A 14,374-nucleotide genomic window follows, 5' to 3' on the forward strand; every position below is an offset into this window, starting at 1 on the left:
GGTGACCACCAGCAGCGTGGAGATCGATCACCAGGTACGGGAGCAGGTCCGGAACAACTACCGCCGGTTCCTGTCCCGGGGCCGCGCGAAGCTCGGCGACATGTTCGGTGGACACGTCGAGGTCGGTTCCGAGGGCGCGTGGGTGTACACGTCGGACGGCGACCGTTTCCTCAACGTCGGCGGCTACGGCGTGTTCCTGCACGGGGCCCGGCACCCGGCCGTGGTCGCCGCGGTCGTCGCGCAGATCCAGAGCCATCCGATCGCGACCCGACTGATGTTGGAGCCGTCGGTGGCCGAGGCCGCGGCGGCGCTCGTCGCGGTGGCGCCGCCCGGCCTCACCCGGGTGCACTTCGCCGGCTCCGGCGCGGAAGCCGTGGAGGCGGCCATCAAGATGGCGCGGGTCCAGGGTCGGCGCCGGCTCATCTCGACCGTCGGTGGCTACCACGGCAAGACCATGGGCGCGCTCTCCGTCACCGGACAGGACCTCTACCAGCGACCCTTCCGCCCGCTGTTGCCGGACGCCACGCACGTTCCGTACGGCGACGCCGAGGCGCTCGGCGTCGCGCTGGCCGCCGGGCCGCCGGCCTGCGTGATCATGGAGCCGGTGCAGGGCGAGGGCGGGGTGGTCGTGCCACCGCCCGGATACCTGCGCGAGGTGTCCCGGTTGTGCCGGGAGCACGGCGCGTTCCTGGTGCTCGACGAGATCCTCACCGGCGTCGGCCGCCTCGGTCACTGGTGGGGCGCCCTCCGCGAGGACGTGACCCCGGACGTGCTGCTGGCCGGCAAGAGCCTGTCCGGCGGCATCGTGCCGGTCTCCGCCGTGGTCGCCACCGCCGAGGCGTTCCAGGCCTTCGACAAGGACCCGTTCCTGCACACCTCGACGTTCTCCGGCGCCCCGATCGCGATGGCCGCCACCCGCGCGGCGATCACCGCCGTCATCGAGGAACGGCTGGTCGAGCGCGCGGCGACGCTCGGCGACGAGCTGCTGGCCCGGCTGCGGGCGGTGGCCGGCGGGTACCCGCACCTGGTGCGGGAGGTACGCGGCGTCGGGCTGCTGATCGGGGTGGAGTTCACCGGCCCGGGGCTGGCCGGCGAGGCCATCCTCGAACTGCTCAACGCTCGGGTGATCGTGAACCACTCGTTGATCGCCAGCGCGGTGCTGCGCCTCACGCCGCCCGCGGTGCTCTCCGGCGACGAGGTCGCCCTCCTGGTCGACGCGTTCGACGGCGCGCTGCGCACGCTCGACCACCGCTATCCGACAGCAGACCGGCTGGGGGTCCACTGACATGCGACGGGTCGAGATTCAGGCGTTCCTACCCGATGGGGACGGCGGCGCGGTGTTCGACCAACTGGTCGACTTCGAGCGCTATCCGCAACTGGTCGACGTGGTCCAGACGGTGACGGTGCAGTCGCCGGCCGGCGCGCGACGGGTCGTCAGCTCGTGGGAGGTCCTGTTCCGCAACGGGATCCTCGCCTGGACCGAGGCCGACGACCTGGACCGCGATCGCCTGACGATCGCATTCGACCAGATTGACGGCGACTTCGACGAGTTCTCCGGCGCCTGGACGCTGCGCCAGGAACCGGACGGGGTGGCGATGACGTTCGTGGCGAGCTTCGACTTCGGCGTGCCCAGCCTCGCCAGCATCATCGACCCGGTCGCCGAGCGGGTGCTCACCGAGACGATCCACCACGTCCTGCGCGGACTGTTCCCGGCGGTGACCATCCCGGACGGCGCACTGGCGACCGCGTCGGCCGGCGTCAGCGGGAAGGACTGACGATGGACCAGCTCAACACCTTCGACACGCCGACCACCGCCCGGCTGCACCGCGCGGAGTGGTTCGCCGGGCTCGCACTGGCGAGCGGCCTGTTCATCGCGCACTGGGACGAGATCCGCTGGCTGCCGGCGATCGGGCTGTTCCTCTACATCGACCTGATCGGCTACCTCCCCGGGGCGATCGCCTACCACCGCAGCCCCGACGGGCGGATTCCGAAGGCGTACTACGTCCTCTACAACAGCATGCACAGCCTGCTCAGCGGCGGACTGGTGGTGGCGCTCTGGGCCTGGCTGATCGGTCCGGAGTGGGCGCTGCTGGCCGTGCCGATCCACCTCTTCGGTGACCGTTCGCTCTTCGGCAACCAGCTCAAGCCCTTCGGTGTGCCGTTCGAGCCGAAGCGCCTGCCCGCCTTCGACGCGCTGCTGCACGAGGTGACCGGCCGCCCGTCGCCGACCCCGGCCGGACGGTCGGACGCACCGGTCGCGGCGGCCACGTCGAGACCCACCTCGGTGGCCTGATGAGCGGGCCGGGCTCCGCGGCGAGCGGTTGGCAGCGCGACGACCCGCAGTCCGCGCGACAGCCCGCCCTCGCCGCCGACGCGGAGGCGTCCGTCGTCATCGTCGGCGGTGGGCTGGCCGGCCTGGCGCTGGCGTACCAGCTGACGAACCACCTGCCCGCGCGCGACATCCTGGTCCTGGAGGCCACCGAGGTCGGCGCGGGGGCCAGCGGGCACAGCACCGGCATCGTCGGTCCCGGGGTCGGCGGCCCGATCACCACGCTCGTCAACCGGCACGGGCGGGACCGGGCGCGGACCATGTTCGCCGCCACGCTCGACGGGATCGCCGCGCTGCGGCGGATGGCCCGGGCCCTGCCCGACGGCTCCGAGCTGACCGAGGGCTTCCAACTCGTGGCCGCGTCGGCGCCCGCGCACGCCGGATCGCTCCGACGCCAGGCGCAGACCCTGCGTGACCTCGGCTTCGACGCCTCCTACCTGGACCGCGACGGCACCGCCGAACGCATCGGCAGCGCCCGCTACCACGGCGCGCTGTGTTATCCCGACGTGGCGCTGGTCAACCCGTGGCTGCTGGTCCAGTCACTCCGGGCGGCGCTGCTCGCGGCCGGGGTGCGCATCGCCGAGGACACGCCGGTCACCGCGATCACCGGCGGCGACCCGGTCACCGTGACAGCCGGCGGTCATCGGGTACGCGCCAGCCGGGTGGCCCTGACCACGGACGGCTTCACCACCGGGCTGGGGCTGTTCACCCGGAACGTCGCGGTGATCCGTACCCATGTCCTGCGCACCGGACCCGTACCCGCCGACCTGCTGGCGCGGACCGGCTGGGACGGGCGCGGCGCGGCCGTCGACAGCCGCTCGTTCTTCAACTACCTACGGATGACCGCCCGCGGCCGGCTGCTGTTCGGCGGTGGTCCCGCCCTGCTGGAGCCGCGCGTCGACGAGCGTGGCGTCGCCGCCGTGCGGGACCGGCTGGTACGCGAACTCGCCGCGACCTTCCCGGCGCTGGCGGACGTGCCGGTGACCGACTTCTGGTCCGGCGTCACGGCGTCCACGTTCGACCGGCTGCCGATCGTCGGTCCGGTGCCGGGCCGGCCGGGCGTGTGGTTCGCCGGCGCGTGGTGTGGGCACGGCCTGGCCCTCTCCGCGCTGACGGCCGAATTGCTCGCCCCCCGGCTGGCCGATCTCGCCGGCGGTCCCGACCAGGCGGCTTCCGCACCGGACCTACCCTGGTTGCGCAGCACCGCGGGTCTGATGCCGACCGGCCGGGTCGGCAACCTGCTGCTGGCCGGCTACCTGCGCGGCCTGGACGCGGCCGACCGGATCGCCGCCGTCCGCCCAGGGCCGAGGTCGACCCCGCCGGCCCGCACGGCGTCCGCCGTGCCGGCCGAACCGGCGGCGTCCGCGTTGCGGCCCCGACCGCCGGTCGCAACGGCGACGGAGCTGCCGGCCACGGCGACCGGGTCCGGCGTCGCCACGGCGTCGGAGCCGCCGCCCACTTCGGCGGGAGAGGTACTGATCTCTGGGAGCACGCAGCGGTCGGGCCCGGCCGAGGAGCCTGCGGTCGGCGCGGCGGTCGCCGGGAACCGCGCGGTGGAGCAGCAGGTCGACGTCGTGATCGTCGGGGCGCGGGTGGCCGGCTCGGCGCTGGCGGCCCGGCTCGCCGCCGCCGGGCTGTCGGTGGCGGTGTTCGACCGTGGCGACCTGCCCGCGCCGACCCTGTCCACGCACATCCTGCACGGCACCGAGGACCTACGGATCGAGGGCGTGTACGACACCGTCGTGGCGCACGGCGTGCCGCCGCTGCACGACGTGTGGGTCCGGCTGGACGACGTGAAGCTGCACTTCCGTCATCCGGACGATCCCGGGCTGTGTCCGCCCCGGGACGTCCTCGACCAGGTCCTGCTGGACCGGGCGGTCGCCGCCGGCGCCAAGACCTCCACCGGCACCGCCGTGGTCGGCCTGCGGCGCGGCGTCGACGGCACGGTGCACGGCGTGACCGTGCAGCGTGCCGACGGGTCGGTCCGGGACGTGTCGGCGCGGCTGGTGGTGGGCGCGGACGGCCGCAACTCGTCGGTGGCCCGATGGGTCGGGGCCCGGCAGTACCTGACGGCGCGCAGCGAACGGGCGCTGCTGTGGCGGTACTTCACCGGCGTCCGGATCCCGCCGGCACTGCTCTGGCACCGCATCGGGGTGCACATCGTCTCGATCCTGCCGACCGGCCCGGAGGATTTCGTGGTCATCGCGCAGCCTCCGGAGCGCCTGCAGGGCGAGCTGGCCGGGCGCGACGTGGCCGGGTTCCTGCGGCACGTCGAGTCGGTCAGTCCGGAGGTGGCCCACCTCGCCGCGTCCGGCGACGCCGTGGGGGAGCTGAACCGGGTGGTGCGGTACCCGTGCTTCTTCCGGCAGCCGTTCGGGCCGGGTTGGGCCCTGGTGGGCGACGCCGGGCACGCCAAGGACGCCACCCTGGGCCACGGGATCAACGACGCGCTGCGCAACGCCCGCGGACTCGCGGCGGTGCTCACCGCGCACTGGGAGCAGCCGGCGGCGCTGACGGCGGGGCTGGCCCGGTGGGCCCGCGACCGGGACCGGGCCGAGCTGCCGAACTACTGGTACGGCCAGGACATCGGTCGGGGCGGACCGGTCACCACGATGGAGCACGCCTTCCTCGCCCGCCTCCAGCGCGACTCCCGGGCGGTCAGCCGGCTCGACGACGTGATGGGCGACCGGCTCGACGCCGACCGGCTGCTCACCCTGCCCCGGCTGGCCGGGGCCGTCACCCGTCGCGTCACCGGCGGTGAATCCGCCTCGGCCGTCGGCCGCGAGGCCGTCGACCTTGTCCAGCTCGCGTGGGCGCGCCGACGCGCGGCGGCCCGCCACGACCCGTCCGCTCCCTGACAGGTGGAGGCCGCCGCCATGGAAACGATGACCGCCCTGGCCGTCCTGCGCCGGCACGCGCAGCACTCCAGTGCCGCGCTCGCGCTGAACCGGGACACCCGGCACTTCACGGTGTCCGGTCTCGACGGGTTCATCGCGTACCGGCCGGCCGGGCGGCGGCACGCCGTGCAACTGGGCAGCGTCTACGCCGACCCGGAGGACCGTAAGCGGCTGCTCGGCGCGTTCCACGGGTGGGCCCAGCAGGAGGGCCGGCGGCTGTGCGCGGTCCAGCTCACCCCGGACGACCTCGACCTGTACACCGAGTTCGGCTACCAGCTCAGTCAGCTCGGCGCCGCGTACTCGATCGACCTGGAGGCCTTCACGCTGCGCGGCCGCAGGTTCGAGAAGGTCCGCAACAAGCTGGCCCGGTCCCGGCGGGCCGGGGTCACCGTGGTGGAGGCCGGCCGGGACGTGCCGTACGACGCGGCGCTCGCCGCGCGGCTGGACGCCCTGGACGCCCGGTGGCTCGCGGACAAGGGCCGGCACGTCAAGCAGATCGAGTTCCTGGTCGGTGAACGTGCCGGCCACGAGGACCGGGTGCGCCGGTTGTTCCTCGCGATGTACGACGGTGAGCCGGTGGCGTACGTGTCGTACTCCCCGGCGTTCGGCCAGGAGGGCGGCTGGCTGTACGACATCACCCGCCGCGAGCCCGACGCGCCGCCCGGCGCGGTCGACCTGGCGTTCGTGGTCGCGTTGCAGCGCTTCCAGGCCGAGGGTGTGCGGTGGCTGCACCTGGGCCTCACGCCGTTCCGGGAACTGTCGGCCCGGCACGAGCCGGCCGGCGGCGGCCACCGGGGCACGAACCGGCTGATCGGGTTCATCGCCGAGCACGGCGACTGGATCTACCCGGCCCGCAGCCAGGCCGAGTTCAAGGAGAAATGGCAGCCGAGGGTGACACCCGAGTACGTCGGCTTCTATCCGAGCGTGTCACTGCGGACCGTGTGGCGGTTGCTGCGACTGACCCGGGCGGTGTGACGGTTCGGGGCGTGCTTGCGGGGCGAGGCCCGTGCGTCATCATCATCGTTGTTGCAAGATAGTGGCAATAGCCATTCCTAGGCAGCAGCGAAGGGATCTTCCCCATGGCCGTGTACAACCTGCCCGACCTGCCCTACGACTACGGTGCGCTCGAACCCGCGATGTCCGGCGAGATCCTGGAACTGCATCACGACAAGCACCACGCCGCGTACGTCAAGGGCGCCAACGACGGGCTGGACCGGCTCGCCGAGGCCCGCGACAAGGGTGACTACGCGACTCTGGTCGGGTTGGAGAAGACGTTCGCGTTCAACCTGTCCGGGCACGTGTTGCACTCGATCTTCTGGAACAACCTGTCCCCGGACGGCGGCGACCGCCCCGACGGCGAGCTGGCGGCGGCGATCGACGAGCACTTCGGCTCCTTCGACGGCTTCGCCGGTCAGCTGTCGGCGGCGACCAAGGGCGTGCAGGGCTCCGGCTGGGGTGTCCTGGCGTGGGAGCCGCTGAGCCAGCGGTTGATCGTGGAGCAGGTCTACGACCACCACGGCAACGTCGGGCAGGGTTCCACTCCGATCCTGGTGTTCGACGCCTGGGAGCACGCCTACTACCTGCAGTACCGCAACGTGCGCCCGGACTACGTCGATCGTCTGTGGAACCTGGTCAACTGGACCGACGTGACCTCGCGTTTCGACGCCGCCCGCGCCGCTGCGCCGAAGATCTGACGTCGGCGTGAGTGGGTACACCCCCGAGGCGGCCGAGATCGTCCAGCGCGCCGCCGGGGTCATCGCCGCGAAGCATCGCGGTGACCTCGCCGGCGCCGAGGCGTTGATGTCCGCGTTCGGCTCCGAGCAGGCTCGTACCCTCGGCTTCTACCTGCTGGCCGACCTCGCTCTGGGCCTGGTCAGGGCGCAGAGCGGCCAGTCGATGGACGACCTGGTCCGGGAACTGTCGCTGCTCCTGGCCGACACCGCGCAGTCCCCACCGGCCTGACCATCCGCCGGGTTCCCGCCGAGCGGCGGGACCCGGCGGACGCTCGCCGCGACCGGGGACCTCCCACCGGGGCGCCCGTCTCAGCTCTGGCCGCTGCTGACCCGTACCGCGGACAGCGTCCGTCCGACCATTCCAGCAAGGGCGTCCTCCCGACTGTCGAAGATCGGGAAGACGCCGTCCAGCCGCATCGTGTGCAGGACGGTCCGGATGAACCGGGACGGCGCGGCGAGGCCGAGCGTCAGACCCCGCTCGCGGGCGTCGAGGTGGGCCCGCACCAGCAGGCCGAGGCCGGTGGAGTCGATGGTGGGTACGCGACTCAGGTCGACAAGCACGGTCGCGTCCGCGTCGGCCGCCTCGCGCAGCGCGGCGCGCAGCGCGTCACCCGTGGCGAGGTCGATGTCGCCGGTGACGGTGACGACGGTGGCATCGTCCAGGTGGTCGATGCCGAGGACACCACCGGGGCCGTGCACGTCGGCGCTGGACTGGCCGGGTCGCGTGGGTGGGAGCAGGCTGCAGTGCGGGCAGCGGTGTGGGCCGGTGGCGAACGGGGAGCCGCTCCAACCGTGTTCCGCCACGAGCGTCCAGACGACCTCGGCGTCCGGGAGCACGCAGGCGGTGGCGGTGAGGCTGTCGCCGCAGACGTCACAGATGAGTGTCATCAGGTTGTCGTCCGGGACGACGGTCATGCTGCTGATCCTTCCTGTCCGGGAGTGTCCGGCCGGCGGTGTGCGGCGACGCTCAGGGGCGGGGCGCGACGCGCGCCCGACCGAGGGCGACCAGCGCCGGCTCGGCCGGGCGGGGCTCGTCGGGGGTCTCCGGACCGCCGGGCGACCCCGGCCCGGTGACGATCGGCAGGACCTGGTCCAGCCGGGCGTGCTGCAGGATGCGGTGGATCCGCGGGTTGGGGTTCCGCACGACCAGCACCCCGTCCGCGTGGGCCAGCCGTCGGTGCACGTCCAGCAGCAGGCCGATGGCGGCGGCGTCGATGTACCGGCACTCCGACAGGTCGACGACGACCTGCCCAGGTCGCAGCGCCAACAGCCGGTCGAACACGGCGCCACTCTCGGCCAGGCAGCCCAGGTCCAGTTGGGTGATGCTGACCTCCACCAACGGCAGCGCGTACGACGGAGGTTTGAGTGGTCCCGTCACTGTCGTACCCCTTTCTGGCGGCTCTGGTCGTCTGCCACCGTGCCCGTCCGGCGTGGCGGGCGCCGCGCGGATCTATGACAGTTGCGTGACAAATCCCCAGGCCGGCGGACGCGATTGGCCGTGCCGTCGTGGCCTGGGGATGATGCGGTTATGACGGCCGTACTGGTGATCGAGGACGACGACCGGATCCGCCTGGCGCTGCTGCTCGCCCTGCAGGACGAGGGGTACGACGCGGTGGGCGCGGCCACCGCCGAGGAGGGCCTGCGGGCGCAGCGCCGGGACCCGGCGGACTACGTGCTGGTCGACCTCATGCTGCCCGGCCTCGACGGCTTCGAGTGCATCCGGCAGCTCCGCCGTAGCGACGACGTGCCGATCGTGGTGGTCAGCGCCCGGGACGACACCCACGACATCGTCGCCGCCCTGGAGGCCGGTGCCGACGACTACCTGGTCAAACCGGTGGCGATCAAGGAACTGACCGCGCGGCTGCGGGCGCTGCGCCGCCGCGCCCGTGCCGTCGTCGGGGGACCGGCGGCGGAGCCGGTGCCGGTGCTCGCGTTCGGCGAGTTGGAGATCAGCCCCGACGCGGGCGAGGTCCGTCGCGCCGGCCGGCCGGTCGCGGTGACCCGCACCGAGTTCCGGCTGCTGTGCGAGTTGGCCGAGCACGCCGGTCGGGTGCTGTCGCGCCAGCAGTTGCTGCAACGGGTCTGGGGCTACGACATCGGCGACGAGCGGCTGGTGGACGTGCACGTCGGTCGGTTGCGACAGAAGATCGAGCCCGATCCGGCGACCCCCCGGCACCTCGTCACCCTGCGGGGTATGGGTTACAAGTTGCAGCGATGAGACGCCTCGGACTCCGTACCCGGGTCACCGCCGCGTTCGCCGTCGGCGCGCTCCTGCTGGCCGCCTCGATGGCCCTGGTCTCCTACGAACTGACCCGCCGATCCCTGATCGGGGAGCGGGAACGCACCGCCCTGCGCGCCGCGTACTTCGACGCGACGGTCGTCCGCGCCGGGATCGACACGGACACCCCGGACGTGGTGGAGGTGCTGCGGTCGCTGGACACCGGCGGCGGGCGTCGCCCGGTGCTGCACCTGAACGGCGAGTGGTACGCCCGCACCGCCGACCCCGGACCCACCGCCGCCATTCCCCACGACCTGCGGCGCGTCGTGGCGGCCGGGCAGCCGGCGGTGCAGCGGGTACGGGTGGACGGCCAGTCCGTCCTGGTGGTCGGCGTGCCGCTGTCCGCGACGGCGACGTACTTCGAGGTCAACTCCCTGCGCGAGTTGGAGCAGACGTTCCAGGTGCTGGCGCTCGCGCTGACCACCGTGGCCATCATGATCGCCGGGTCCGGCGCCGCGCTGGGGTGGCACGCCACCCGGCACGGGCTGCGCCCGTTGACGGCGGTCGCCGACGCCGCGGAGAAGATCGCGGCCGGCGACTTCACGGCCCGCCTGGACCCCGCCACCGACCCCGACCTGACCCGGTTGTCCTCCTCGTTCAACCAGATGGTCGACCGGCTCGCCCACCGCATCGAGCGTGACCGGCGTTTCGCCGCCGACGTCAGCCACGAACTGCGCTCACCGTTGCAGACCCTCGCCGCCGCGGCGAGCGTGCTGGCCCGCCGTCGGGAACACCAGGACGAGCGGACGGCGATCGCGGCGGGGTTGGTCGCCGACGAGATCGACCGCTTCCAGCGACTCGTCAACGACCTGATCGACCTGGCCCGCAGCGACCAGCCCGCGCACCGCGCGCCGGTGGACCCGGTGCCGCTGGCCCATGCCGCCTGTGCCGCGCTCGACCTGCCGGCGTCGATCGTGCGGCTGGCGCCCGGGGTGCCCGTGCCGTGGCGGGTCGAACGGCGGCGCGTCGCGCAGATCCTGGCGAACCTGCTGGACAACGCGGTGACGTACGGGGGCGGCCCGACGTCCGTCCTGCTCGACCGGGACGGCAGCGCCGCCGTGATCGAGGTCGAGGACGACGGCCCGGGCGTACCCGTCGAGGACCGGGAGGCGATCTTCGACCGGTTCGTCCGGGGACGTGCCGCCCACACCCGCGGCGCGGGCGACGGCACCGGCCTCGGCCTGGCCCTGGTCGCCCAGCACGCCGCCGCGCACGGCGGGACCGTCACCGTCACCGACCACCCCGGCGGCGGTGCTCGGTTCCGCGTCACCCTGCCGCAGAGCGTGGCATGAGCCGGCGTCGTCTTCTCGGGCTGGGACTCGTCGCGCTGCTGGCCGGTTGCGGCATTCCCGTCGACGACGCGCCCCGCCCGGTGCCGCCGCCGCGCGGGCCGTTCCCGACCACCGCCGACACCGCCCCCGCCGACTCCGCGCCGGCCGGTCCGGCCACTGAGACCCTCTGCCTCGTCCGCGACAACCGGATCGTCCCGGTGCCGCGCAGCGTCGATCGTCCACCCACCATCGAGGAGCACCTTCGGCACCTGTTCGCCGGCCCCACCACGGCCGAACGCGACACCGACCTCACCAGCGCCCTGCCGGGAGCGGTCAACGCCGCCGGCGCGACGGTGGTCGACGCCCAGGCCCGGGTGGTGGTCGACGAACCCGCCGAGGACACCGGCCGCAGCGACGAGGTGCTCGCCTTCGGGCAGATCGTCTGCACCCTCACCAGTCGACACGACATCAGCACCGTGACGTTCCTGCGCGACGGACGGCCGCTGGGCGTGCCCCGCGCCGACGGGCTGCTGTCCGAGCAGCCGCTCAGCCGTACCGACTACGCGCCCCTGATCACCCCGCAGTGATCCCGTCCGCCGCGCGGTACGTCCGACGTGGATCGTCCGATGTCGTTTCAACCGCACGGGTGCGTGGGTATCTGCCCGCCGGCTGATCGTCCGATCGACGGAGACCCTCGTGATCATGGCTTTGCTGCTCGACCTTGCCAACATCGTCGGCGGCTTCCTGCTCGCCGTGGCCGTGCTGCGGCTGCTGCCGCGCGTCGGTGACGACCTGGGCCGGCTCGCCGGCCGGGCGGCGCCGATCGCCTGGGTGGTCGGGCTGGTGGCGCTCGTGACCGGTGGCTACTACCTGATCGTCCACCTGGTGTCCGGCCCTCGGGTGTTCCACTTCGAGGTCGTCGGGATCGGCGTCGGCCTGGCCCTGTTGTGGGACCGCCTGACCGGTCGTCCCGCGCCCCGGGCCGAGCGGTCGGACGCCGCGACCGGAGTCCGCCTACTGCTCGCGATCTTCGGTTTGATCGCGATCGTCGTCGGCATCCAGGGGCTCTTCACCCCGGACGGCTGATCGCCACCCCCGCACCTCCCCCCTCGAACAAGGAGACCACCCATGTCGGTTCAGGCCCTTCTCTACGTCATCGCCGTCATCCTGATCGTGCTCGCTGCCCTGCCCCTGCCCACCCGGGGTATCTCGTTCGCGCTGCTCGGCGCCGCCTGCGCGTTGCTCGCCTACGCCTGGCCGGTGATCACCGACTGACCAGCGCCGTCGACAGCCGGTGGCCGGGAGCGCGTGTGCGCTGCCGGCCACCGGCTCTCAGCGCGGCGGACCGAAGTGGCGGGTGAGCGCGGCGCGCAGTGTGTCGGCGTTCCCGGCCGACCAGGCCACGAAGCAGTCGGGACGGACGAGCAGCCCGGTCGCGGTGGTGCCCGCCAGCCGGCCGGTGACCACGTCCACCCGGTCCCGCCAGGGCGCCGCGACCTCCGCCCAGCCGCCCGTCGCGTCCAGGAGCAGGGGCCGGGCGGTGCGGGTCAGCTCGGCGAGGCGTACGGGGCCCCGGTCGCCGTGGACGACCACCTCGGGGGCGGACCGGCCGGCCATCGGGTCGGCGGGGTCGGCGGGGTAGCGGACGTCCGCGCCGGACATCAGCGCCGCGATGTGCCCGGTCACCTCCGGGATCCGGAGCAGTTCGGCGAAGAGTTCCCGCAGTCCCGTGATCTCCTCACCGGGACCGATCAGCGCCGACTGCGCCTGGGTGGACATGACGACCCGTTCGGCGACCGGACGACGCTCGGTCCCGTACGTGTCGAGCAGACCCTCCGGCGCCCAGCCGCGTACGGTGGCGGCGAGCTTCCACCCCAGGTTCACGGCGTCCTGGAGGCCCAGGTTGAGGCCGGGACCACCCATCGCGGGGTGCACGTGCGCGGCGTCGCCGACCAGCAGCACCCGCCCGGCGCGGTAGCGGGCGGCGATCCTGGTGTTGCCACCGGTCAGTCGGCGGAGCAGGCCGGGGCCGTCGGCTGGATCGAAGGGGACGTCGACGCCGAGCACCCGGCTGACGCTGGCGCGCAGCTCGGCCAGGGTCATCGGGGTCTCGTCGCTGGTCGGCGCGTCGGGCCACTCCGTGGTGCTGAGCAGCGCCGGGCGGCCGGGGAACGGGGCCCACGCGATCAGGCCGCGCGGGGTGCGGGTGTGCTGGAACGGCGGCACGATCCCGTAGCCGGGGGCGAGCAGGCCGCCCGTCCCGGGGTCGAGGGACGACGCGGGGACGGTCACCGTCGCGGTCCGGGACACCGACCGGTCGTTGGTGACGCCGGGGAACTCGATGCCGGCGGTACGGCGTACCAGGCTCCGGCCGCCGTCCGCGCCGACGAGGAAGCGGGCGGTGAGCCGCGTACCGTCGGCGAGGTCGACCTCGACCGCGTCGGACCGCTGGCGGAGGTCGACCACGTCGTGGCCGCGGCGCAGGTCGACGCCGAGTTCGGCGGCGCGGGCGGCGAGGGCGGCTTCGAGCTGGGCCTGTGGCACGCCGAGCACGTAGTGCGGGTTGTCCGCGAGCACCGTGAGGTCCAGCGGGAACGCGCCGAAGACGAAGGCGGGTTGCGGGGACGGGGGACCCTCGTCGCCGCTGAGGCGCGCGTAGAGGCCGCGCCGGTCCAGGAGGCGGACGACCTGGCCGACGAGGCCGTTGGCGCGCGGTTCGCCGCCGGGCGTCGGACGGCGTTCGAGGACGACGGGGTGGACGCCGGCGAGGGCCAGCTCGCAGGCGAGCATGAGGCCGTTCGGGCCGGCGCCGACGATGAGGACGTCGATCACGGTCGTGATCCCTTCGGGGCGTGCGTCATCGCCACGGCGGGCGCGGCGGACGGCCGGACCGCCGCAGGGTGTGACGCGGCTGAACAGGACTGTGCGGGGATGCCCCGGTCAGGGCCGGGGCGTCAGCGCGGCGGTGCGGGGAGGCCGGCGGCGACCTGGGCGAAGGCGTCGGCGACGAGGTGTTCGATCGGGGTGGGCGGGTCGGCGCTGTCGAGGTAGTGCTGCATCGCTACGGCGACGGCCGCGCTGGCGGCGGCCGCGACGAGCCTCGGGTACATGTCGGTGGCGAGGTCGGTCCCGGTGCGCTCGGCGACCGCGGCGGCCAACTCGGCCTCGGCGGTCGCGACGGCGCGCAACCGTTCGCCCTGCAGGGCGGGCTCGGCGAGCATGGTGCGCACGCCGGCCACCCACTGGGCGTGTGCGGGGGAGGGCATCGCCTCCACCTCGGGGCCGCGCGTGAACTGCGCCAGCGCGGCCTGGGTGAGCGCCTCCCACAGTGGCTCGTCGGCGGGCCGTTCCCGCAGCGCGGCGGCGGTGCGCAGGCTGCGGTCGAGGTGCCGGGAGGCGATGGCCTCGGCCTTGCTGGAGAAGTAGTTGTTGAAGGTACGCGGGGAGACGCCGGCCGCCTCGGCGATGTCCTCGACGCGGACGTTGTCGTAGCCGCGCTCGGCGGTGAGGTGGATCGCGGCCCAGCCGAGCGCCGCCCTCGTCTCGGCCTTCTTGCGCTCCCGTAGCCCCGTCATGCCACCACACTAACACTAGTTGCGTGCCACGCAAAGATGCGTGGCACGCAACTAAATGGCTCTTGGGTTGGCGCGTCCGGGGGCAGATGATGTGGCGGTGGAAGAACTCACCCCGCCGCTCGGCTATCGGCTCATCACCGGACCCGACGACGCCGCGTTCTGCGCCCGGGTCAGTGCCCTGCTGACCGAGGGCTACCGGCTGTACGGGTCTCCCGCGCTCGCCTTCGACGGCGAGCGCGTCATCGCCGCACAGGCGTTGGTGCTGGCCGACCCGCACGGCTGAGCACCATC

At 73.4% G+C, this 14,374-nt stretch carries 17 protein-coding genes; 13 read left to right on the forward strand and 4 right to left on the reverse strand.

Annotated elements, in window-relative coordinates:
- The first annotated feature begins 1 nt into the window (after position 1).
- From AC3EN4_RS07705 to AC3EN4_RS07735, 7 genes are all read left to right on the forward strand, one after another.
- The gene (locus AC3EN4_RS07705; RefSeq protein WP_435205226.1) at positions 2-1,285 is read left to right on the forward strand and encodes an aspartate aminotransferase family protein; all 1,284 of its coding nucleotides are present in this window, start codon (positions 2-4) and stop codon (positions 1,283-1,285) included.
- Position 1,286: 1 nt separating this feature from the next.
- The gene (locus AC3EN4_RS07710) at positions 1,287-1,775 is read left to right on the forward strand and encodes an SRPBCC family protein (protein ID WP_422735455.1); all 489 of its coding nucleotides are present in this window, start codon (positions 1,287-1,289) and stop codon (positions 1,773-1,775) included.
- Between the two features lie 2 nt (positions 1,776-1,777).
- Positions 1,778-2,293 (forward strand): hypothetical protein, encoded by a 516-nt coding sequence (locus AC3EN4_RS07715; RefSeq protein ID WP_435205227.1) that lies wholly within the window; start codon positions 1,778-1,780, stop codon positions 2,291-2,293.
- On the forward strand, positions 2,293-5,187 hold the full coding sequence (locus AC3EN4_RS07720; RefSeq protein ID WP_435205228.1) for an FAD-dependent oxidoreductase: 2,895 nt from the start codon (positions 2,293-2,295) through the stop codon (positions 5,185-5,187). The genes AC3EN4_RS07715 and AC3EN4_RS07720 overlap by 1 nt, the downstream gene beginning before the upstream one ends.
- A gap of 18 nt (positions 5,188-5,205) precedes the next feature.
- Positions 5,206-6,201, forward strand: coding sequence for a phosphatidylglycerol lysyltransferase domain-containing protein (locus AC3EN4_RS07725; RefSeq protein WP_435205229.1), 996 nt, complete (start codon positions 5,206-5,208; stop codon positions 6,199-6,201).
- 104 nt (positions 6,202-6,305) lie between these two features.
- Positions 6,306-6,920, forward strand: coding sequence for a superoxide dismutase (locus tag AC3EN4_RS07730; protein WP_435205230.1), 615 nt, complete (start codon positions 6,306-6,308; stop codon positions 6,918-6,920).
- A 7-nt stretch (positions 6,921-6,927) separates the two neighbouring features.
- Entirely contained in the window at positions 6,928-7,188 is a 261-nt protein-coding gene (locus tag AC3EN4_RS07735; protein WP_421472023.1) for a superoxide dismutase, read from the forward strand.
- An 80-nt stretch (positions 7,189-7,268) separates the two neighbouring features.
- Here the strand turns inward: AC3EN4_RS07735 and AC3EN4_RS07740 are convergent, their stop codons facing one another.
- Both AC3EN4_RS07740 and AC3EN4_RS07745 read right to left on the reverse strand, forming a co-directional pair.
- A complete protein-coding gene (locus AC3EN4_RS07740; protein ID WP_435205231.1) occupies positions 7,269-7,874 on the reverse strand; it encodes an STAS domain-containing protein in 606 nt (201 codons plus the stop codon).
- Positions 7,875-7,926: 52 nt separating this feature from the next.
- Positions 7,927-8,337: an STAS domain-containing protein gene (locus tag AC3EN4_RS07745; protein WP_435205232.1), complete on the reverse strand. Its 411-nt coding sequence runs from the start codon at positions 8,335-8,337 to the stop codon at positions 7,927-7,929.
- Positions 8,338-8,487: 150 nt separating this feature from the next.
- Here AC3EN4_RS07745 and AC3EN4_RS07750 point away from each other — a divergent pair, with 150 nt between their 5' ends.
- From AC3EN4_RS07750 to AC3EN4_RS07770, 5 genes are all read left to right on the forward strand, one after another.
- A complete protein-coding gene (locus tag AC3EN4_RS07750; protein ID WP_435205233.1) occupies positions 8,488-9,177 on the forward strand; it encodes a response regulator transcription factor in 690 nt (229 codons plus the stop codon).
- Complete coding sequence (locus AC3EN4_RS07755) at positions 9,174-10,529, forward strand: sensor histidine kinase (protein WP_435205234.1); 1,356 nt, start codon at positions 9,174-9,176, stop codon at positions 10,527-10,529. Before AC3EN4_RS07750 ends, AC3EN4_RS07755 begins: the two co-directional genes overlap by 4 nt.
- Complete coding sequence (locus tag AC3EN4_RS07760) at positions 10,526-11,095, forward strand: GerMN domain-containing protein (protein WP_435205235.1); 570 nt, start codon at positions 10,526-10,528, stop codon at positions 11,093-11,095. The genes AC3EN4_RS07755 and AC3EN4_RS07760 overlap by 4 nt, the downstream gene beginning before the upstream one ends.
- A gap of 115 nt (positions 11,096-11,210) precedes the next feature.
- On the forward strand, positions 11,211-11,594 hold the full coding sequence (locus AC3EN4_RS07765) for a hypothetical protein (protein ID WP_422735446.1): 384 nt from the start codon (positions 11,211-11,213) through the stop codon (positions 11,592-11,594).
- A 42-nt stretch (positions 11,595-11,636) separates the two neighbouring features.
- Positions 11,637-11,783 (forward strand): hypothetical protein, encoded by a 147-nt coding sequence (locus AC3EN4_RS07770; protein ID WP_422735444.1) that lies wholly within the window; start codon positions 11,637-11,639, stop codon positions 11,781-11,783.
- A gap of 57 nt (positions 11,784-11,840) precedes the next feature.
- Here AC3EN4_RS07770 and AC3EN4_RS07775 read toward each other — a convergent pair whose 3' ends face one another.
- Entirely contained in the window at positions 11,841-13,340 is a 1,500-nt protein-coding gene (locus AC3EN4_RS07775; protein ID WP_435205236.1) for an FAD-dependent monooxygenase, read from the reverse strand.
- Positions 13,341-13,462: 122 nt separating this feature from the next.
- A complete protein-coding gene (locus AC3EN4_RS07780; protein ID WP_422735442.1) occupies positions 13,463-14,083 on the reverse strand; it encodes a TetR/AcrR family transcriptional regulator in 621 nt (206 codons plus the stop codon).
- 97 nt (positions 14,084-14,180) lie between these two features.
- Between AC3EN4_RS07780 and AC3EN4_RS07785 the strand changes: the two genes are divergently transcribed.
- The gene (locus tag AC3EN4_RS07785; protein WP_435205237.1) at positions 14,181-14,366 is read left to right on the forward strand and encodes a DUF1737 domain-containing protein; all 186 of its coding nucleotides are present in this window, start codon (positions 14,181-14,183) and stop codon (positions 14,364-14,366) included.
- Positions 14,367-14,374 lie beyond the last annotated feature (8 nt).

The sequence above is a fragment of the Micromonospora sp. bgisy143 genome (assembly GCF_057708145.1).

What these genes read in the sequence shown, in the direction of transcription:
- AC3EN4_RS07710 (WP_422735455.1), top strand. Translation starts at nt 1,287, where the DNA reads ATGCGACGGGTCGAGATTCAGGCGTTCCTACCCGATGGGGACGGCGGC.
- AC3EN4_RS07715 (WP_435205227.1), top strand. Translation starts at nt 1,778, where the DNA reads ATGGACCAGCTCAACACCTTCGACACGCCGACCACCGCCCGGCTGCAC.
- AC3EN4_RS07720 (WP_435205228.1), top strand. Translation starts at nt 2,293, where the DNA reads ATGAGCGGGCCGGGCTCCGCGGCGAGCGGTTGGCAGCGCGACGACCCG.
- AC3EN4_RS07725 (WP_435205229.1), top strand. Translation starts at nt 5,206, where the DNA reads ATGGAAACGATGACCGCCCTGGCCGTCCTGCGCCGGCACGCGCAGCAC.
- AC3EN4_RS07730 (WP_435205230.1), top strand. Translation starts at nt 6,306, where the DNA reads ATGGCCGTGTACAACCTGCCCGACCTGCCCTACGACTACGGTGCGCTC.
- AC3EN4_RS07740 (WP_435205231.1), bottom strand. Translation starts at nt 7,874, where the DNA reads ATGACCGTCGTCCCGGACGACAACCTGATGACACTCATCTGTGACGTC.
- AC3EN4_RS07750 (WP_435205233.1), top strand. Translation starts at nt 8,488, where the DNA reads ATGACGGCCGTACTGGTGATCGAGGACGACGACCGGATCCGCCTGGCG.
- AC3EN4_RS07755 (WP_435205234.1), top strand. Translation starts at nt 9,174, where the DNA reads ATGAGACGCCTCGGACTCCGTACCCGGGTCACCGCCGCGTTCGCCGTC.
- AC3EN4_RS07760 (WP_435205235.1), top strand. Translation starts at nt 10,526, where the DNA reads ATGAGCCGGCGTCGTCTTCTCGGGCTGGGACTCGTCGCGCTGCTGGCC.
- AC3EN4_RS07765 (WP_422735446.1), top strand. Translation starts at nt 11,211, where the DNA reads ATGGCTTTGCTGCTCGACCTTGCCAACATCGTCGGCGGCTTCCTGCTC.
- AC3EN4_RS07770 (WP_422735444.1), top strand. Translation starts at nt 11,637, where the DNA reads ATGTCGGTTCAGGCCCTTCTCTACGTCATCGCCGTCATCCTGATCGTG.
- AC3EN4_RS07780 (WP_422735442.1), bottom strand. Translation starts at nt 14,083, where the DNA reads ATGACGGGGCTACGGGAGCGCAAGAAGGCCGAGACGAGGGCGGCGCTC.